This window comes from Kribbella sp. NBC_00662 (genome assembly GCF_041430295.1).
In the GTDB taxonomy this organism is placed as follows: domain Bacteria; phylum Actinomycetota; class Actinomycetes; order Propionibacteriales; family Kribbellaceae; genus Kribbella.
Genome location: NZ_CP109029.1, coordinates 2631934 through 2650570 on the forward strand (window position 1 = coordinate 2631934; position 18637 = coordinate 2650570).

An 18637-nucleotide genomic window follows, 5' to 3' on the forward strand; every position below is an offset into this window, starting at 1 on the left:
CCCATCATGGGTGCTCATTCGTTGTGGAGGACCTTGGCGATGGTGGTGTGGGCTGCTGAGCGTGCGGGGAAGTAGGCGCCGGCGGCGGCGATGAGGATGCCGGCGAGGATCAGGAGGGCCAGGAGGGACCACGGGTAGACGTCGAGCATGAACGCCGGGATCGCCACCTGGGCGCCGTTGGCCATCGCCGGTACGACGAGGCGGTGCGCGATGATGCCCAGCGGGATACCCAGCACACCGCCGACGGCGCCCAGCGCGGCCATCGAGGTGACGACCATGACGGTGACCTGGGCGGGGGTCATGCCGATCGACTTGAGCATGCCGAGGTCGCGGCGGCGTTCGCGGGTGTTGAGGATGACGGTGTTGAAGACACCCAGCGCGGCCACGGTCCCGAGCATCAGAGTGAGCAGTACGACGGTCGCCAGCACGATCGCGACGAAGGTGCCCGCCTCTTGCCCGTCGGTCTCGATCAGACCTGGGTCGCCCTTCTGCACGGCCTGCACGAAGGCGTCCAGATCGGTGCCCGGCTTGACGTTGACCTCGTACAGCGACGCCCGCAGCGACGGCGCTACCAGCGCCAGTGTCTGCCAGTTCGACAGCACCTCGTCGCCTGAGTTGTACATCGCCTTCCCGACGATCTGCGCCCGGACAGTCTTCCCCTGCGACTGAAGCGTGATGGTGTCGCCGACGGCCAGCCCACGCTGCCGCAAGAACCGCTCAGAGACGACCACCTGCCCCGGACCGTCGAACCAACGCCCGTCGAGGATCCGATAGCCGAGCTGCTGGAAGTCCCCGCGATAGAACGACACCTGCAGGTCAGTACTGGTCCCGGCCAGCCGCATCGGAAGATTCGTACTCGCCGTCACCGACACCGCGCCCGGCGTCGACCGCACCAACGCCTCGTCCGCCGCATCGCTCAGCTTGGGAGCCGGCGGCGCCTCAGGATCGTCCGGGGCCGGCCCCGGCCCAACCTCAGCCGGCCGCGCGAACAGCGACACGTCCACGGCATCCACTCGACTCGCTGCAGTCTGGTACTCCGTCAGCGACTTCCCTAGCCCCACCGCTAGCGTCACACTGGTCACCCCGAGTACGACGGCCGCCAGCGTCAACGCCGTACGGGCAGGCCGTGCGAACGGAAGCCCCAGCCCAAGAGACACCGACCGTGGCAACCGGGTACCGCTGAGCCACCGCTGCACCCGCAGCCCACGGCCGGCCCGCGGTGCGCTGCCCGCGCTGATCGCCTCAGCTGCCGACAGACTCCGCGCGCGCAGCGAGGGCAGCAGAGCAGACAGCGCCACCAGCACCGGTACGCCGAACACGACGACCACGTCGACCCAGATCGGCACCGTCATGCCCTCGGCGCCATAGTTCTCGAAAGCCTTTGTGAGCAAGGACTCTGCGAGCACATTGCCCAACACAACACCGCCCGCACACCCGATGATCGCCGGGATGGAGATCATTGTCAGGTAGACCGCCATCACCTGTGTCGGCGTGAACCCCAGAGCCTTCAGTACGCCGATGTGCTTGAAGCCGGCGACCACAGCACCACTGACGACGTTCGCCACGATCAGCACAGCCACCGCCAGCCCCAGCCAGCCGAACACCATCAAGAACGGCACAAACGTGTTCGGCTCACCTGTGGCGAGTGCACGCAGGCCGAGGTACGACTGAGTGCCCACCAACGCGCCAGACGGCAGTCCGGACGTCACTGCGGTCTGACCGGCGGTCACCTGCTCGTTGGTCGCGGCCTGAGCGAAGCGGTACAGCATCTGGGTGGCTGTCGGCTTCAGCGACGCCATCTGCGCCGGTACGACCCAGGCATCCGCCGACTGACTCACGCTGTACGCGAACCCGACGATCGTCAGCGTCTGACCCGCCATGCTGATCGTCGATCCCAGAGTCGGTGACCCGCGGCCCTCGGACGCGGTGGGATTCCGGTTGAGCACGATCTCACCCGGCTTGTCGACCCAGCGCCCCTTCCACAAGTTGAGGCGGTCGACCGGTCCACCCGGATCTGCCCGTCCGACCGTCACCAGAGACTCCGACTCGCCGAACTTCCCGCTGGAGCCGAGGTCCGGCGTCGCCATCGCGAACGGACCGGCGAACGCCTTGGCGGCTGACGCCGCCTTGGTCAGCTGACTGTCGCTGACCTTGCTCGGGTCGTACGACGCCACCAGGTGTGCACCGCTCTGTCGCGAGTACGCCTGGTCGAACGGACCGCTTGACGCGGCCAGCAAGCCCAGTGCGACCACGATCATCGTGGTGGACAGCAGTACGACGACACCGATCACCACGGTCTGCACACGGCGCCGGCGTACCGCTGCGCGCGACACCGGCCAGACGGCGCTCACGACGTACGCTCCAGACTGCGCTCGCCGGCGATCTGCCCGTCGACGAAGTCGATGACCCGGCTGGCGCACCGCGTTGCGAGCTGCTGGTCATGTGTCACCAGCAGCAGCGTCTGGCCGATCTGGTTGAGGTCCAGCAGGAGGTCCATCACCTGCTCGCCGGCGCGGGTGTCGAGTGCACCAGTGGGCTCGTCCGCGAGCAGAATCGCCGGACGGTTCATCAGTGCGCGAGCTACCGCGACACGCTGGCGTTCACCGCCGCTCAGCTGGGCCGGATACGTGTTGCGGCGGTCGCCGATGCCCAGCTCCTCGAAGAGCTCGAGTGCACGCTTCCGTGCATGCGGGGCCGACGTACCGGTCAGCTGTGCGGCCAGAGCGACGTTGTCGAGAGCAGACAGGTCGTCCAGCAGGTTGAAGAACTGGAAGATCATGCCGATCCGGCGGCGGCGGAACAGTGCCAGCCCCTTCTCGTTCAGCGACCCCAGATCGTCGCCGTGCACCACGACGGCTCCTGACGTCGGCCGGTCCAGGCCGGCCACCATGCTGAGCAGTGTCGATTTGCCGCTGCCGGACGGTCCCATGACCGCCACTGCCTCGCCGGCGTGGATCTCCAGCGACACTCCGTCGAGCGCGACCGATTCGCCGTACTCCTTGCGTACGCCAGTGAGCCGTACGACCGCCTGTTCGTTGCCTACGTCCTCCGTCATGCTGCTCACGCTAGGGCCGTTCCAGCACCGCCGGCGTCAGCCTGCCGAGGTAATCGCCGCGGCCCGTCATCCTGCAGATGTACGGCGTGGGTCCGGCGGATGATGCGTTTTGCCGAACAGCTTTGGGACAGTGGGCAGTGTGATCACCCTGTGGCTGCTCGTCGTGGTACTGGCCGTGCTGGCCTGTCTGCTCGCGTTCGCGCTCGTCCGGGCGCGGCGTGCCCATACCCGAGCGCTGGAGGAACGTGGGTGGTTGCTGGAGCGTGAACGGGAGACAGCCGCCCGCAGCGCGGTCGACGCCGAGCGGGCGCGGATAGCGCACGACCTGCACGACATCGTGAGCCACAACGTCAGCGTCATGGTCATCCAGGCCGGGGCAGCGCGTCAGGTCCTGGCCGCCGAGCCGGAGCAGGCGGAGGCAGCTCTACTCGCTGTAGAAGCCGCAGGTCGCGACACTATGGCGGAACTGCGCCATCTGCTCGGATTGCTCGCCCCGAAGGCGTCAGGTGAGGACGACGAGGCCTTGTCGCCACAGCCGAGTCTCAGCCGCCTGAGTGAGCTGATCGATCGGATCGCCTTTGCTGGACTCCCAGTCGAAGTGCGGGTCTCCGGAGACCCCCGACCGCTCCCGACCGGCGTCGACGTGACGGCGTACCGGATCATCCAGGAGGCGCTGACGAACGCGCTCAAGCACGGCGACGGCGTGAAGGCTGAGGTGACAGTCCGATACGCACCGCACGCTTTGCGGGTGGAGATCCTCAACAGCGGGCCGAGCATTCTGACCGGTGGTCGGCCGCCGGCGCCTGGGGGCGACGGACGCGGTCTGCTCGGGCTGAAGCAGCGGGTGGGCGTGTACGGCGGCGATCTGGATGCGCGCCGACGTCTGGGCGGCGGCTTCCGGGTCCGCGCCAAGCTCCCGCTGGAGCGCCCATGACGACTCGAGTGGTGATCGCGGACGACCAGGCCCTGGTGCGTACCGGCTTCCAGATGATCCTCAAAGCCCGCGGCATCGAAGTGGTCGGCGAGGCCGCGGACGGTGCCGAGGCGGTTGACGCCGTACGACGCCTGCAGCCGGACGTCGTCCTGATGGACATCCGCATGCCCGTCATGGACGGCCTCGAGGCCACCCGCCGGATCCTGGCCGGTCCGACCGACTGCCGCGTCCTGATCCTCACAACCTTCGACCTCGACCGCTACGTGTACGCCGCACTCGCCGCCGGCGCCAGCGGCTTCTTGCTCAAGGATGTGACGCCGGAGCACCTGGCGGCCGCAGTACGCCTGGTCACCACCGGCGACGCGCTCCTGGCCCCGTCCATCACCCGCCGCCTCGTAGAACGCTTCGCCGTCCCATCCGCGCCCCAACCCGCCATCCACCGCGACCTGACCAGCCTGACCCCGCGCGAACTGGAGGTCCTCACCTTGATGGGCCAAGGCCTGTCCAACGCCGAGCTGGCCACGGAACTGGCCCTCAGCGAGGCAACCGTGAAAACCCACGTAGCCCGCATCTTCGCCAAACTAACCCTCCGCGACCGAGCCCAAGCCGTAGTCCTGGCCTACGAAACCGGCCTCGTCTCACCCGGAGGCCGAGATGACTAGCCCACCGTGCTTCCTGGTGACCGGAATGCCCGCCGCCGGCAAGTCGACCGTCACCAGGCTGGTCGCCGAACAGGTACCGCGCTCCGCCCCCTCGGCGGCGACGAGTTCAACCAGCCCATCGTCAATGGCTTCGTCTGGGCGCGTGGCGAGCCCGCCGATGAAGCAGCCCGTCAAGTCGAGTTGCTCCACCGCAACCTCTGCGGCGGCGAGACGCCATCGTCGCTCAGGCCGCGACCGCGCACACGTGACACCATCGCTCGATGGCGACGAGCGAGAGTGACCAGCCGGAGCGGCTGCCAGGCGGGGTGAACGAGGTCCTTCGCGTAGGTACCACCGTGAGGCGTCCGGTCGGTCCGTGGTCGCCGGCGGTGCATGAGTTGTTACGGCATCTCGAGGACTCTGAATTCGACGGTGCGCCAAGGTTTCTGGGCATCGACGAGCACGGGCGCGAGATCCTCTCTTTGATCCCCGGCGACTCCGCGAGCACAGACCTCACGGATGTTCGACTGGTGGTAAGCGCGGCAGGACTCCTACGTCGCTACCACGACGCCGTTGAAGGATGGGCTCCCGTGGCGGGCGGCTGGCAGGCGTCACCGGTCCCGGCTGGTCCGCCCGAGGTCATCTGCCACAACGACACGGCTCCTTGGAACATGATCACTGACGACGGATCGGTGGTTGCGTTCGTCGATTGGGACACCGCTGCGCCCGGTCCACGGATGTGGGACCTGGCGTATCTCGCCTACACGCTCGTACCTCTCGCCGCTCCCGAGAATCTCGGACCGATGGGTTGGCCGCCCGAAGTCAGGCCGCTCGCGGCTGAGCGGCTGGCGGCTCTGCGTGACGGGTACGGCTGCACCCCGGCTCAGTGGGAGGAGCTACTGGCGATCGTTCCCGCCAGGATCGAGGCGGCCTACGACACGATGCGGATCTGGGCCGCTGAGGACCGGCCCGGATGGCGGGCCCAGTGGGAGCAGGCCGAGCCCTGGCGCCACGGTAGCGGATATCTCCGCGATCTGGAGTTTCTTCGAAGGCATCCAGAAATTCTTCGGTGAGGATGTCGAGAACGGGGTGGCGGCTTCGTCCCGGGTGTGTAAGAGGCCGCGAGGAGCTAGGAGAACCAGCGTCATGATCCAGATGGACAACGTCGGCATTGTCGTGGAGGACATGGATGCCGCCGTCGCATTCTTCACCGAGCTCGGGCTGGAGTTGGAGGGGAGGACTCAGGTCGAGGGGCCGTGGGCGGACAAGACGGTCGGGATCGAGGGCATCCGGTGCGAGATCGCGATGATGCGGGTCCCGGACGGGCACGGTCGGCTCGAGTTGTCGCAGTACCTGAAGCCTGTGGCCAGTCCCGCCGTACCGGAGAACGCGCCGTACCACATCCTCGGCATGCACCGCGTCATGTACCGGGTCGAGGACATCGACGAGCTCCTGCCCCGGCTGCGCAAGCACGGCGCCGAGCTGGTCGCTGAAGTCGTCGAGTACGGCGACAGCTACAAGCTCTGTTACGTGCGCGCCCTCGGGGGCGTCATCATCGGCCTGGCCGAGCAGCTCAACTGAGACAGGGAGAATCTGATGGCCAAGTACCTATTGCTGAAGCACTACCAGGGCGGCCCGGCCCCCGTCGTCGACGCCGGACCGATGGACCAGTGGACGCCGGAGGAGGTCAGCGCGCACATCCAGTTCATGAGCGATTTCGGCACTCGGCTCGAGGAGAGCGGCGAGTTCGTCGACATGCAGGCGCTGACTCCTGAGGGCGCGTTCGTACGGTACGGCGGCGAGGGGCAGCCGCCCGTGACCGACGGGCCGTTCGCCGAGACCAAGGACCTGATCGCCGGCTGGTACGTCATCGACGTGGAGTCGTGGGACCGCGCCGTACAACTGGCGAGCGAGCTGTCGGCGGCCCCAGGGCCGGGCGGGAAGCCGCTGCACGAATGGCTGGAGGTACGGCCGTTCTGGGGCGAGCCGCCCACGGTCACCGAGTGAACGAGCAACTGCTGCGGGACCTCGTGCCCGCGGTGATCGGTGTTCTCGTACGGCGCGGAGCCGACTTCGCGCCGGCCGAGGACGCCGTACAGGACGCCCTGGTCGAGGCCGTCCGCGTGTGGCCGGACGATCCGCCGCGGGACCCCAAGGGCTGGCTGGTGACCGTTGCCTGGCGCAAGTTCCTCGACGCGACTCGCGCCGAGAACTCCCGCCGCCAGCGCGAGGAACGCGTCGAGGCCGAGCCGACACCTGCGCCCGGCGAAGCCTTGGACGACACGCTCCAGCTGTACTTCCTGTGCGCACACCCGTCTTTGACTCCGGCATCGTCCGTGGCGCTGACGCTGCGCGCGGTCGGCGGCCTGACCACGCGTCAGATCGCACAGGCCTACTTGGTGCCCGAGGCAACGATGGCCCAACGGATCAGCCGCGCCAAGCGGATCGTCTCCGGCGTCCGGTTCAACCAACCCGGTGACGTCGCCACGGTGGTACGCGTGCTCTACCTGGTCTTCAACGAGGGGTACTCAGGCGACATCGACCTCGCCGCCGAGGCAATCCGGCTGACCCGGCAGTTGGCGGCCAGGACGAACCATGAGGAGGTCGCCGGCCTGCTCGCACTGATGCTGCTCCACCACGCCAGGCGTCCGGCACGCACCCGCGCCGACGGCAGCCTCGTACCCCTCGCAGAGCAGGACCGCAGCCTGTGGGACACCAAGCTGATCGCCGAGGGCGTCGACGTACTCCAGACCGCCCTCGCCCGCGACCGCCTGGGCGAGTTCCAGGCCCAGGCCGCCATCGCCGCCCTCCACGCCGACGCCCAGACGGCCGAGGAGACCGACTGGGTCCAGATCGTCGAGTGGTACGACGAACTGGTCCGCCTCACCGACAACCCGGTGGCCCGCCTCAACCGCGCCGTAGCAGTAGGCGAAGCCGACGGTCCCCAGGCCGGCCTCACCGCCTTGGCCGAGTTGGACCCCGCCCTGCCCCGCTACACCGCCGCGGCGGCCTATCTACACGAGCGCGCCGGCGACCCAGCCACAGCAGCCCGCCTGTACGCCGAAGCCGCCCGCGCCGCCCCCAACCTCCCCGAACGCGAACACCTGACCCGCCAGGCCGCCCGCCTCAACACTCAACTACGCAGCTGAGGGCTGATCGCTTCCGCGACCAGCCCTCAGCTCATGTCCGTCATCAAAGAGTGGCGGAGGATACGAGATTCGAACTCGTGAGGGGTTGCCCCCAACACGCTTTCCAAGCGTGCGCCCTAGGCCTCTAGGCGAATCCTCCAAGCGGAGAGGATACCGAAGGGGATGGGGGAATCCGAAATCGGGGCGTGGACCTCGGAGCCGCTCGTCTAGGGTCAGGCGCATGGACGAGCTGGTACTGCGGCCTGTCGGGCCGGGGGACGTGGACGCGTTGCAGGAGCTGATCGAGTCCGATCCCGGATACACCGAGCGGATCACCGGCTACCCGCCGGGTCCGGCGGACGCGCAGAGTCTGCTGATGATGCGCCCGGAGGACCTCCCGGAGGAGTCGAAGGTCGTCCTGGGGGCCTTTGCAGCGGACCAGTTGGTTGCGGTCGTTGACCTGCTCAGAGGCTTCCCGAACGACCGCACTGCCTTCGTCGGCCTGTTGGAGGTCCACGCCAAGCACCAAGGCCTCGGCCACGGCAGTACGACGTACAGCCTCGTCGAGCGGTACGTGGCGACCAACTGGCCCGAGATCCGGACGCTGCGCCTCGCCGTCGTGGACAGCAACGCACAGGTCGCCGCGGGGTTCTGGGTGCGGCAGGGGTTCGTGCCGACCGGGGAGGAGCGCCCGTACCGCTACGACAAGCTGGAGTCGGTCGCCCGCCTCTACGAGAAGCCGCTACCCGAGCAGAGCCGGAGCTAGGGCCCGCCACTGCTCTATCGGCTGGGGACCGGTCACGCCAGTGATCACGTTGACCCCGACGTGGTCGGCGCCGGCGTCCAGGTGCTCGGTCAGCTTGGCCTTGATGTCGGCCGGACTGCCCCACGCCGCCAACGCGTCGATCATGTGGTCAGGCAGCTCGGCCTGGTCGCGCTCGTCGAACCCCTGCCGCTTGAACGACGCGATGTAGCCCGGGATGCGCGTGAAGAAGCTGATCGTGTCCCGCGCGATCGCCCGCGCCCGCTCGGCGTCCGTTTCGACCACGACGAGGTGGCCGACCGCCAGGAGCTTGTCCGGGCCTAGGACCTTCCGCGCCTCGGCGGAGTACGCCGCACCGGTCAGGAACGGGTAGGCACCGGCAGTCCGCTCCGCAGCCAACTCCAGCATCTTCGGACCGAGCGCAGCGAGCACCCGGCGCTCCACGGGAACGTCCAGCTCGTCCAAGAACGAGTTGAGCGTGGCGATCGGCTTGGGCCCGTGCGCTCCGCCGAGTCCAGAGGTGAACCGCCCCGGCGCGGTCGCCTCCAGCTCGGCGTACGTCGTGCTCACGTCCGCCGCGCTGTACTTCGACACCGCCAGGATCCCGCTGACGAACTTGATCGCGGTCGTCGCTCCGACCAGATCGACGATCGTCTGCAGACCGGGCAGCGGACCGCCGGACAGCCAGATCGCCGGATACCCGAGCTCCTCCACGGCCCGCGCCGCGGCAATCGACTCAGCACTGCTGTCAAGCCCGGTCGTGATCCCGAAGGGGCCGAATTGATGATCCGTCACGCATCCAGAGTGAGCCCGAACCGGGTCCGGCGGCCAGGCTGTTCGCTCAGAGCGTGTGCGGTGGAGTCCGATTCCCGGTTGGCGAGAGGGATCCCGTACACTCGTGGCTGGTTCCCCGCGTGGCGGTATCTCGCCCAACCCCCCCAGGGCCGGAAGGCAGCAAGGGTAAGTGAGCTCTTCCGGGTGCGCGGGGAATCCTTATGTCCGGGGCCTGGCGTCGTGAGGAGTCCGATGAATCCCGAGAGCCGCTACCTGCAGGAACTGATCATCGCCGAGCTCGGCGTGCCCGCGACGTTCGACGTGGACAATGAGATCGAGCAGCGGGTCGAATTCCTGGCCGACCGGCTCCGGAAGACCGGCGCCTCGGGCTACGTGCTCGCCATCAGCGGCGGGGTCGACTCCGCGGTCGGAGGCCGGCTCGGGCAGCTCGCGGTCGAGCGGATCAGGTCCGAGGGCGGTCAGGCGACCTTCGTCGCGATGCGGCTGCCGTACGGCGTGCAGGCCGACGAGGCGGACGCCCAGCGCGCACTGCAGTTCATCAAGCCGGACGAGACGCTGGACGTGAACATCAAGCCGGCCACCGACGCCATGGTCGAGTCGGTCCGGCACGCCGGGCTGGGCGATCGCGAGGACTTCCACGTCGGCAACATCAAGGCACGCCAGCGCATGGTCGCGCAGTACGTCGTGGCCGGTGCCCGCGGCGCGCTGGTGATCGGCACGGACCACGCGGCGGAGGCGGTGATGGGCTTCTTCACCAAGTACGGCGACGGCGCCTGCGACCTGACGCCGCTGTCCGGACTGAACAAGCGCCGCGTCCGCGCGGTCGGCGAGCGCCTCGGCGCCGACCCGGAGACGACCGGCAAGGTCCCCACGGCCGACCTGGAGACGAACAACCCCGGCGTACCCGATGAGGCCGTTCTCGGTGTCACCTACGACGAGATCGACGATTTCCTCGAAGGCCTCGACGTCGACGAGAAGGCCGCGAGCACGATCATCGCCACGCACCGGCGTACGGCTCACAAGCGCGCCGTGCCGCTCGCCTTCAGCTGAGCAGGAAGTCTGTCACCAGCTTGGCGTAGAGGTCGGGCTGCTCGGCGTGGAGGAAGTGGCCGACGCCGGCTGAGTAGTAATAGGTGCCGTTCGGTACGTCGGCGCGGAAGAGCTCGATCTCCTGCTCGCTGGTGGCCGGGTCGTACTCGCCCTTGATGAGCAGGGCCGGCTGAGTGAGCTGTCCGAGGTACTGCAGCACTGGCTCGCCGAAGCTGGTCGACCTGGTGATCTGGTCATGGAAGTGACCTGAGCGCGAGTGGTGCTCGTCGGAGATCGCGGTGTCCGCCGGCAGCTCGAGATCTCGCGAGTCCGGTCCCGTGTAGATCTCCATCCGACGGTCGCCGAGCTGGGCGATGACTGCGATCCGCTCATCCCACATGGCCTTCGTCGCCGGACCGGTGTGGGCCGGCGGGGCCTCCACGCCGGGGAGCAGCGGGAGCGCCGCCCGAAGCAGGGTGTCGCTGGCGAGCACCATGTCCCAGCCCGGGTTCTCGAAGACGACCTTGGTCACGGCGTCCGGGTGAGCGGCGGCGTACCGCAGCGCCAGGCGACCGCCGTACGAGTGGCCGAGAATCGACCACCGCTCTATCCCGAGCTCCTCCCGGAGCGCCTCGAAATCGGCGATCAGGTCGTGCTCGCTCACCGGTCCGGTCAGCGGGTCGGACTGCTGTACGCCGCGCTGGTCCACCGCGATCAGCCGGAAGCTCTGGCTGATCCGATCGCCCTGGAACGCCAGAAAGTCGTACGAACCCGCGCCGGGCCCGCCATGGATGAACAGCAGCGGCGGTGCGTCCTCGGCGCCGCGCTGGTCGACGTACAGCCTGGTGCCACGGATCTCCATGAGCATGCCAGGGAGCGTACGGCGAGTGCGGGTCGTCGGCAGTCAGGCGGCGTGGCTGAACTGGCGGACGCGGTTGGCGAGGCAGGCCAGGCGGATGGTGGCGATGTTCCGGTACGCCGGGCGGAGGACTGTCGCCAGCGGGCCGGACTGCTCGAACGTGTGGGTGACCTGGCTGTCCGGGCCGATGGTCCACGTGCCGACCTCGCGGAACCCGGGGACCTGCCAGCTGATCTCGATGCGGTCGGGCTCGACCACTGTGTACTGCAGCTCGCCGGCGAACCCCGGCCGCACGCGCAGCGCGTAGCTGCTGCCGAGGTCTGCCTCAGCGGGGCCGTCGATGGCCAGGAACGCCTCGTTCCACTCCGGGAGGGCGAGCGCGTCGAGCAGGACGTGGCGGATCGCTGCCGTGCCGGCGTGGATGGTTTCGGTGGCCTGTTCCATGACTAGTTCTCCTGAGTGGCGAGTTCGGGATCCCGGCGACGGGCCAGGGCCGCGCCGGCCGGGAAGGCGTCGGCGAGCGTGCGGAGCGTGGTGATGGTCTCGTCGAGGGCCTGCCCGGCGACGAGGTCGTGCATGGTGCGGTGCAGCCGGTTTTCCGCGGTGACGATGCGGCGGTGCAGGGCACGGCCCTGCGTGGTGAGGCTGAGCGTGAGGTAGCGCCGGTCGACCTTGTCGATGCCGCGTTTCACCAGTCCTTGGGCGACCAGGCGATCGACGAGACGGCTCGGACTGTTGCCGGTCTCGCAGACCAGCAGTCCGCCGAGAGCGTTGAGCGTGAGCGGCCCGTGGTCCCGCAGGACGCGCAGAACCTCTGCCTGGGAAGGCGTTATGCCCAGCGGGCGCAGCTCGGCGGCGAGCAGCCGGTTGCCCTCGCGCTGGATCGCCAGCACGAGGTAGCGAAGCTCCTCGACAACCTTCATGACCGATATGTTACACGACACGTGTGTCATGACATCTATTCGGCGCGAGTGTTCCGATCGGTGAGAAGCTGTTGCCTGAGGCGACGGGTTCCGGAAGAGTGCCGGAGAAAGTCCGGTTGAGGTCATGGCCAAGGCGACATCGCGACTGGCACAGTGTCTGCATGAAGGGTCTGATGCAGAACTACCAACTGTCCCTGGACACGATCTTCCGCCGGGCCGAGCAGTTCTACCCGGACAAGACCGTCTACACCGGCGGTCCGGCGCCGACCAAGCTGACGTACGCCGAGTGGGCGGGGCGGACCAGACGTCTGGGCGGCGTCCTGGACACGCTCGGGGTCAGCCCGGACGGCCGCGTCGGGACGTTCGCGTGGAACTCAGGACGCCACCTCGAGCTGTACTTCGCCGCGCCCTGCACCGGCCGGGTGCTGCACACGCTCAACATCAGACTCTTCCCGGACCAGATCGTGTACATCGCGAATCACGCCGAGGACGAGGTCGTGTTCGTCGACCGCTCGCTGCTGGGGCTCTTCCTGCCCCTGCTCGAGCGGCTCCCACAGGTCCGGCATGTCGTCGTGATGGACGATCTGCCGCCGGGGGCGCCGGGCGCGGAGGTCCCGGACGACCCACGGTTCCACGACTACGAGGAGCTGCTGGCCGCGGCCGAGCCGGTCGAGTTCCACGTCGAGGACGAGAACCAGGCGGCCGCGATGTGCTACACGAGCGGTACGACGGGGCACCCGAAGGGCGTCGTCTATTCGCATCGGTCCACCTGGCTGCACTCGATCGGCGTGCTCACGAACGCCGGCATCGGGCTGACCGAGACGGACACGGTGATGCCGGTCGTGCCGATGTTCCATGCGAACGCGTGGGGTCTGGCGCACGCGGCCCCGATGGCCGGCGCGTCGCTGGTGTTCCCCGGGCCGGACATGACCCCGAAGGGGATCCTCAAGCTGCTCCAGGAGCAGGAGGTCACGCTGTCGGCCGGGGTGCCGACGATCTGGCAGGGGCTGTTGCCGTTGCTCGACGGTGTCGATCTGCCGAAGCTGCGGCGGATCCCGTGCGGCGGCTCGGCCGTCCCGTTGGCGCTGTCGGAGGCATTCCGGGAGAAGCTCGGCCGGCCGATCCTGCAGGCGTGGGGGATGACCGAGACGAGTCCGGTCGCGACCGCGTCCCACGTTCCCTCGCGGAGTGCGGACCTGCCCGAGGAGGAGCAGGCACACCTGCGCGCCCGGGCGGGTCTGCCACTGCCCGGCGTCGAGGTGCGCATCGTCGAGCCCGGTTCGATCGAGCCGCTGCCGTGGGACGACGAGGCCACCGGCGAGCTGCAGGTCCGCGGCCCGTGGATCGCGGCGGAGTATTACCGTCCCGACGACGGCGTCCAGCTGAACACCGAGGACGGCTGGATGAAGACGGGCGACGTCGCCGCGATCGACCAGTACGGTTCGGTCCGGATCGTCGACCGGACCAAGGACCTGGTGAAGTCCGGTGGCGAATGGATCAGCTCGGTCGAGCTGGAGAACCTGCTGATGGCCCACCCGGCAGTGCGAGAGGCTGCGGTCATCGGCGTACCGCACCCGAAGTGGGTCGAGCGGCCGCTGGCCTGCATCGTGCTCCAGGAGGGTGCGACCGCGACCGGCGAGGACATCCTCGAGTATCTGCGTCCGCTGGTCGCGAGCTGGTGGGTCCCGGATGCGGTGGAGTTCATCGACGAGGTTCCGAAGACCTCAGTCGGCAAGTTCTCCAAGAAGGATCTTCGCACCCGCTTCGCCAACTACCACCTGGAGTGAGACCGCGAGGTGCGTGCCTCCGGCAACCATCAGGAGAACTCGACGTGGAAATGGTTCCGGAGGTGCCTGAGGGTTGCGTCGACGAACTCGGTCGGCCAGGGGTTGTCGGTGAGCTTGGCCAGCGCTCTGCCGCGGGTGATGAACTCGCGGCAGATGTACTGATTCGCCGCGATGATGTCGGCCGGCTCGGTGCCGACGGCAGGGATGGCATCCAGCACGGCGCGTTGCTCGTCGGAGAGGAGGGCGTTGAGGCGCTTGGCTCCACTGGTTCGGCGTACGCCGCGTTCGGCCAGCATGAGCGCGACGAGTAGATCGCGGAGTGCGCCGACGCCCTGGTTGCCGACGATCCGCTCGTCGCGTCCGAGGACCGTCACCAGGTTCCCGAGGAAGTAGAAGAAGAGGTTGACGTTGATCGCAGGCCAGTACGGTTCTCCGGGTCGACCGCCCTTCGGCGCGACGTCGCCCTCCGGGAACAGCGTCCCGTCCCGGTCGAACAGGACCCGCACCCCGTCGTACTGGCCCCGTTCGAACGACGCCAACGGGTGCACGAACAGATCCACGTGCAACCAGTCCGGTGTGATCCCCAGCCCACCGGTCAGCCCGGGGACTCGATCCGTCAACACGGTCGGCCCGGTCAGCTCCCGCAGTACGTCGTCCCAGTGCTCTCCGAACCACTCGACGCTGTCGTCCGTCACCACGAGATGTGCGTCGACATCGCTGAACCGGTCGGCTGCCCCGGTCGCGTAGCTCCCGATGAGGTACACCCCGAGCACCCGCTCGTCCTGCGGCAGGACCTCGGCCGCCCGCGCGATCACCGCCTGCTGCCGCTCATCCCCAGTCATCGCTCCACGCTAGATCGTGTGGCGTTTCCCGGGACCAGGGGACTACGGTCGAGGGGTGACGACTCGGCAGGCCGTTCTCACACGGTTGATCGAGTCGATCGTCGGCATTTCCCGCGATCATCCGGTGCGGGTCGCGGTGGACGGGCCGGATACGGCCGGCAAGACGACGCTGGCCGACGAGCTGGCAGCCGCGTTGTCCGGCATCCGTCCGGCGATCAGGGTCAGCGTCGACGACTACATCCGCCCTGCCGAGCAGCGACCGCAGTCGCCAGGCGTCCCCGCAGCGGGCTATTTCGACGACAATTTCGACCTGGCTGCGCTGATCGCCGGGTACCTGACTCCGTTCGGGCCGGGTGGTGATCGCACCTATCTGGCCGCGGACGGCACGACCGGGAGTGCGCCGTACGACGCGGTCCTGCTCGTCGATGGAGTGTTCCTGTTGCAGGCCGGACTGCGCCCGTACTGGGATATCGGTATCTGCCTGCACATCGGCGAGGACGAGATGCTGCGGAGGGGCCTGCTCCGCGATCGAGACCGGTACGGCGGTGAGGATGCTACGCGGGGAGTGTTCGAGACGCAGTTCGTCCCGGGCTGGCGCGCGTACCAGGCTCAGCACGATCCGGCCGCGGCCGCCACCATCGTCATCGACCACGACGACCCGTCCCACCCGGCGATCCGGCCCGGCAGCGCGAGCGACGGAAATGTCGGGCGGCAGCGCTAGGGTTGCGGGCGTGGAAGCACCCCTTGCGCTGTATCGCCGGTATCGCCCGGAGACGTTCGCGGAGGTGATCGGGCAGGAACATGTCACGGCGCCGTTGCGTAACGCGTTGAGCAACAACCGGGTCAATCACGCCTACCTGTTCTCCGGACCGCGAGGGTGTGGAAAGACCACCAGTGCCCGGATCCTCGCCCGCGCGATCAACTGTGAGAAGGGCCCGATCGCCGAGCCGTGCGGGGTGTGCAAGTCGTGCACCGACCTGGCCCGTGGCGGTCCCGGCAGCATCGACGTGATCGAGATCGACGCGGCGTCGCACGGTGGTGTGGACGACGCCCGGGATCTGCGCGAGCGCGCGTTCTTCGCGCCGGTCGAGAGCCGCTACAAGATCTACATCATCGACGAGGCGCACATGGTGACCACGCAGGGCTTCAACGCCCTGCTGAAGCTGGTCGAGGAGCCACCGCCGCACCTGAAGTTCATCTTCGCCACCACCGAGCCCGACAAGGTGATCGGGACGATCCGGTCGCGGACGCACCACTATCCGTTCCGCCTGGTGCCGCCGAAGGTGCTGGCCGATTACATGGCCAAGCTGTGCGAGTCGGAGGGCGTGGCGATCGAGTCGGCCGCGCTGCCGCTGGTCGTGCGGGCCGGTGCGGGTTCGGTCCGTGACTCGCTGAGCGTGCTGGACCAGTTGATCGGTGGGGCCGGGCCGGAGGGGGTGACGTACGAGCTGGCGGTCGCGCTGCTCGGGTTCACCCCGGATTCGTTGCTTGACGCGTGCGTGGACGGGTTCGCGGCACATGACAGCGCTGCGGTGTTCGAGACGATCGAGAAGGTCATCGAGACCGGGCAGGACCCGAAGCGGTTCGCCGAGGATCTGCTGCGGCGGTTGCGTGACCTGGTCGTGCTGTCCGCCGTACCTAATGCTGTCGCTTCCGGCCTGATCGAAGCTGCCGAGGACCAGGGCGAGCGCCTGCAGACGCAGGCCGCCGGGATCGGTCCGGCGGAGCTGACGCGCGCGGCGGACATCGTCGCTGCGGGGCTGCTGGAGATGCGCGGCGCGACCGCGCCCCGCCTCCAACTCGAACTGATCTGCGCCAAGGTCCTCCTCCCTGGCGCTGACGACTCGACCAACGGCATCCAAGCCCGTCTGGACCGCATGGAACGCCGCCTGGCCATCGGTGCTCCTGCCGGCACGCCGGACACTATGCAGCCAGGTGCTGCGCCTGCGGGGCAGCCGCCGGCATCCGCTACCGCGAATGCGGGACAGCCATCGGGGTCGGGCGCCAGTACTCCGGCCGCTGTCACGCCGAGCGGTGCGTCGGACGACTCCGGCGTACCCGGCGCAGACACCGCATCAAGCAGAGCGGCCGCGAGAGCTGCTGCAACCGGCGGGAGCCCGGCCCAGGCTGAGTCTGCCGACGGTGTTCCGGCCGGTTCGGCTCCTCGAGTTGGTGCAGGTGATGCCGGCTCTGCGGCGCCGATGCCCGCAGCGGCGCCTTCAGCAGGATCGGCGAGCTCGCGGCCGGCAGCCGGCGCGCGCGGTTCCTCGGCTGGAGCTGGCGGTGGGCGTACGGGGGCCTGGGGTGATGGGGCTGAGTCGTCGGCTAGCGGTGCAGACGTGAGTGAGGTAGCTCCTGGTGGTGGGAGCTCCGCTGGGAGCGGGGCTGCGGTTGGTGGTGCGGGTTCTGCTGGGGGTGGGATTGCGGCGGGTAGTTCCGGTGGCGCGGTGGGGCTGGCGGATATTCGGCGGTTGTGGCCTGAGGTTTTGGAGGCTGTGAAGAGCAAGCGGCGGTTCGCCTGGATCATGCTGAGCCAGAACGCGCAGGTCATCGCGATCGACGATCAGACGTTGACGCTCGGGCTGGTGAACGCGGGGGCGCGGGAGAGCTTCGCGCGTTCCGGCAGCGACGAGATCCTGCGCCAGGCGATGAACGACACCATCGGCATCGACCGCCGCGTCGAAGCCGTCGTCGACCCCTCCACCGACCCGGGTGCCGGCGGCTCCGCAGGCCCTGGCGGCCGACCGGGCGGCGGCCAGGGTGGCGGCGCGCCAGGCGGCTCCGGCGGAGGTATGCCTGCAGGTCAGGGCGGTGCGCCCGGCGGTCAGGGCAGTGGTACCCAGGGCGGGTCCGGTCGGGGCGGGTTCGGCGGAGGCGTCGAGGGTGCATCCGGCGGTGCGCCGGAAGGCCACGGTGGTGATGCGGCGGATGGCGGACACGGGCCAGGGGCGCCTGGGATGGATGGTGCCGGAGCAAGCGGATCGCACGTGGGCGGTCCAGGCTCAGCTGGAGTGGGCATCGGTGGGCCGGAGGCGAACGGGTCTGACGTAGGTGGTGCAGGTCCAGTTGGCGCAGGCCATGGGACGGGCGGCCAGGCTGTTGATGGCCCTGGTCTGCGTGGCGCTGGGGCTGGTGATGCCGGAGCAGGCGGTCCCGTAGCCGCTGGAGGCGTTGCTGACGAGGTTGGAGCGGCTGGTCCCGCCGTCGGGGGATCGGGCGTCGGCGCTGACGCTCGCGGTTCGGCTGGAGCGGTACGAGCGGCAGCCGGTGGGTCAGGTGAACCGGGTGCGGGTCGGGAGTGGGCGGACGCGGCGGGGAGTGTTGCGTTGCGGGAGCCGCCTGATTCGGAGTACGACGTGCCTCCTGGGTCGGATCCGTGGGACGACCAGCGGGCTCCGGTGACGCCTCAGGCTGGGCCTGTGGATCGGCGGGAGCAGGCGGCCAGCAAGCGGCGGGCGGCGGAGGCTGCGGTGGCGGCTGAGCAGGCTCGGGCTGCGGCCCGGGCGCCGGTGGTGCCTGAGGTGCCGTTGACGCCGGAGGAGGAAGCGGCCTCGATCGGCGAGGACGACGTGGTGCTGGACGACGATCCGCGGTCGCACACGGATCTCCTGCGGGAGACCCTCGGTGCCCAGATCATCACCGAAGAGCCCAACTGAGTTCAGCTGAAAGTCACTCGCACAGGCTCTTCCACAGCCGCGGCCAGATCGGCGCGGTGAGTGTCCACACGATCCACAACCCTGTGGGAAAAGATGTCCACAAGCCTGTGGATAACTTTGGGGAGACTGGTCGGTTTCTGGGTGTTCGTGGGGTTGTCCGACCGACCGGCTAGTGTGGAGTCTCCGGTCGTCGGACGCGTGTCAGGGGCCGGGTAGGCAAGCTCG

19 protein-coding genes, 1 tRNA gene and 1 other RNA gene are annotated in these 18637 nt (G+C 68.6%); 12 read left to right on the forward strand and 9 right to left on the reverse strand.

Features of this window, described 5'->3' with window-relative positions:
* Positions 1–14 precede the first annotated feature (14 nt).
* Both OHA10_RS13410 and OHA10_RS13415 read right to left on the reverse strand, forming a co-directional pair.
* Complete coding sequence (locus OHA10_RS13410; protein WP_371406523.1) at positions 15–2351, reverse strand: FtsX-like permease family protein; 2337 nt, start codon at positions 2349–2351, stop codon at positions 15–17.
* Positions 2348–3055, reverse strand: coding sequence for an ABC transporter ATP-binding protein (locus tag OHA10_RS13415; protein ID WP_371406524.1), 708 nt, complete (start codon positions 3053–3055; stop codon positions 2348–2350). The genes OHA10_RS13410 and OHA10_RS13415 overlap by 4 nt, the downstream gene beginning before the upstream one ends.
* Positions 3056–3194: 139 nt before the next feature.
* Here OHA10_RS13415 and OHA10_RS13420 point away from each other — a divergent pair, with 139 nt between their 5' ends.
* Together OHA10_RS13420 and OHA10_RS13425 are read left to right on the forward strand one after the other, a co-directional pair.
* Positions 3195–3989, forward strand: coding sequence for a sensor histidine kinase (locus OHA10_RS13420; protein WP_371406525.1), 795 nt, complete (start codon positions 3195–3197; stop codon positions 3987–3989).
* Complete coding sequence (locus OHA10_RS13425; protein WP_371406526.1) at positions 3986–4651, forward strand: response regulator; 666 nt, start codon at positions 3986–3988, stop codon at positions 4649–4651. Before OHA10_RS13420 ends, OHA10_RS13425 begins: the two co-directional genes overlap by 4 nt.
* Here the strand turns inward: OHA10_RS13425 and OHA10_RS13430 are convergent.
* The gene (locus OHA10_RS13430; protein ID WP_371406527.1) at positions 4628–4840 is read right to left on the reverse strand and encodes a hypothetical protein; all 213 of its coding nucleotides are present in this window, start codon (positions 4838–4840) and stop codon (positions 4628–4630) included. The genes OHA10_RS13425 and OHA10_RS13430 overlap by 24 nt on opposite strands.
* Positions 4841–5220: 380 nt before the next feature.
* Between OHA10_RS13430 and OHA10_RS13435 the strand changes: the two genes are divergently transcribed.
* The 4 genes from OHA10_RS13435 (at position 5221) to OHA10_RS13450 (ending at position 7779) form a co-directional block, all read left to right on the forward strand.
* Positions 5221–5703 (forward strand): phosphotransferase, encoded by a 483-nt coding sequence (locus OHA10_RS13435; protein ID WP_371406528.1) that lies wholly within the window; start codon positions 5221–5223, stop codon positions 5701–5703.
* 73 nt (positions 5704–5776) lie between these two features.
* Positions 5777–6211 carry a VOC family protein gene (locus OHA10_RS13440; protein WP_371406529.1) on the forward strand — a complete coding sequence of 145 codons (435 nt, stop codon included), beginning with the start codon at positions 5777–5779 and terminating at the stop codon, positions 6209–6211.
* Positions 6212–6226: 15 nt separating this feature from the next.
* Positions 6227–6637, forward strand: a complete 411-nt coding sequence (locus tag OHA10_RS13445) for a YciI family protein (RefSeq protein WP_371406530.1) — start codon at positions 6227–6229, stop codon at positions 6635–6637.
* On the forward strand, positions 6634–7779 hold the full coding sequence (locus OHA10_RS13450) for an RNA polymerase sigma factor (protein ID WP_371406531.1): 1146 nt from the start codon (positions 6634–6636) through the stop codon (positions 7777–7779). The genes OHA10_RS13445 and OHA10_RS13450 overlap by 4 nt, the downstream gene beginning before the upstream one ends.
* Before the next feature lie 51 nt (positions 7780–7830).
* On the opposite strand, the gene OHA10_RS13455 is transcribed toward OHA10_RS13450, so the two are convergent.
* Positions 7831–7918: transfer RNA gene (locus tag OHA10_RS13455), tRNA-Ser, on the reverse strand.
* A gap of 81 nt (positions 7919–7999) precedes the next feature.
* On the opposite strand from OHA10_RS13455, the gene OHA10_RS13460 reads away from it, so the two are divergent.
* Positions 8000–8524, forward strand: a complete 525-nt coding sequence (locus OHA10_RS13460; RefSeq protein ID WP_371406532.1) for a GNAT family N-acetyltransferase — start codon at positions 8000–8002, stop codon at positions 8522–8524.
* On the opposite strand, the gene OHA10_RS13465 is transcribed toward OHA10_RS13460, so the two are convergent.
* The gene (locus OHA10_RS13465) at positions 8501–9316 is read right to left on the reverse strand and encodes a TIGR03620 family F420-dependent LLM class oxidoreductase (RefSeq protein ID WP_371406533.1); all 816 of its coding nucleotides are present in this window, start codon (positions 9314–9316) and stop codon (positions 8501–8503) included. The genes OHA10_RS13460 and OHA10_RS13465 overlap by 24 nt on opposite strands.
* 106 nt (positions 9317–9422) lie before the next feature.
* On the opposite strand from OHA10_RS13465, the gene ffs reads away from it, so the two are divergent.
* Positions 9423–9519, forward strand: an RNA gene (gene ffs / locus OHA10_RS13470) — signal recognition particle sRNA small type.
* Positions 9520–9547: 28 nt separating this feature from the next.
* Positions 9548–10366: an ammonia-dependent NAD(+) synthetase gene (gene nadE / locus OHA10_RS13475; RefSeq protein ID WP_371406534.1), complete on the forward strand. Its 819-nt coding sequence runs from the start codon at positions 9548–9550 to the stop codon at positions 10364–10366.
* On the opposite strand, the gene OHA10_RS13480 is transcribed toward nadE, so the two are convergent.
* The 3 genes from OHA10_RS13480 to OHA10_RS13490 are packed head-to-tail and all read right to left on the reverse strand — an operon-like array spanning position 10359 to position 12127.
* Positions 10359–11213, reverse strand: a complete 855-nt coding sequence (locus OHA10_RS13480) for an alpha/beta fold hydrolase (protein ID WP_371406535.1) — start codon at positions 11211–11213, stop codon at positions 10359–10361. The two genes, nadE and OHA10_RS13480, sit on opposite strands and share 8 nt — an antisense overlap.
* Positions 11214–11249: 36 nt before the next feature.
* A complete protein-coding gene (locus OHA10_RS13485; RefSeq protein WP_371406536.1) occupies positions 11250–11648 on the reverse strand; it encodes a hypothetical protein in 399 nt (132 codons plus the stop codon).
* A gap of 2 nt (positions 11649–11650) precedes the next feature.
* Positions 11651–12127, reverse strand: coding sequence for a MarR family winged helix-turn-helix transcriptional regulator (locus OHA10_RS13490; RefSeq protein ID WP_137252069.1), 477 nt, complete (start codon positions 12125–12127; stop codon positions 11651–11653).
* A gap of 161 nt (positions 12128–12288) precedes the next feature.
* Between OHA10_RS13490 and OHA10_RS13495 the strand changes: the two genes are divergently transcribed.
* Entirely contained in the window at positions 12289–13914 is a 1626-nt protein-coding gene (locus tag OHA10_RS13495) for a long-chain fatty acid--CoA ligase (protein WP_371406537.1), read from the forward strand.
* Between the two features lie 29 nt (positions 13915–13943).
* Here OHA10_RS13495 and OHA10_RS13500 read toward each other — a convergent pair whose 3' ends face one another.
* Entirely contained in the window at positions 13944–14756 is an 813-nt protein-coding gene (locus OHA10_RS13500; protein WP_371406538.1) for a nucleotidyltransferase domain-containing protein, read from the reverse strand.
* Between the two features lie 55 nt (positions 14757–14811).
* Here OHA10_RS13500 and OHA10_RS13505 point away from each other — a divergent pair, with 55 nt between their 5' ends.
* Entirely contained in the window at positions 14812–15477 is a 666-nt protein-coding gene (locus OHA10_RS13505; RefSeq protein WP_371406539.1) for a uridine kinase, read from the forward strand.
* Positions 15458–18412 carry a DNA polymerase III subunit gamma and tau gene (locus OHA10_RS13510; protein WP_371406540.1) on the forward strand — a complete coding sequence of 985 codons (2955 nt, stop codon included), beginning with the start codon at positions 15458–15460 and terminating at the stop codon, positions 18410–18412. Before OHA10_RS13505 ends, OHA10_RS13510 begins: the two co-directional genes overlap by 20 nt.
* The last annotated feature ends 225 nt before the right edge of the window (positions 18413–18637 follow it).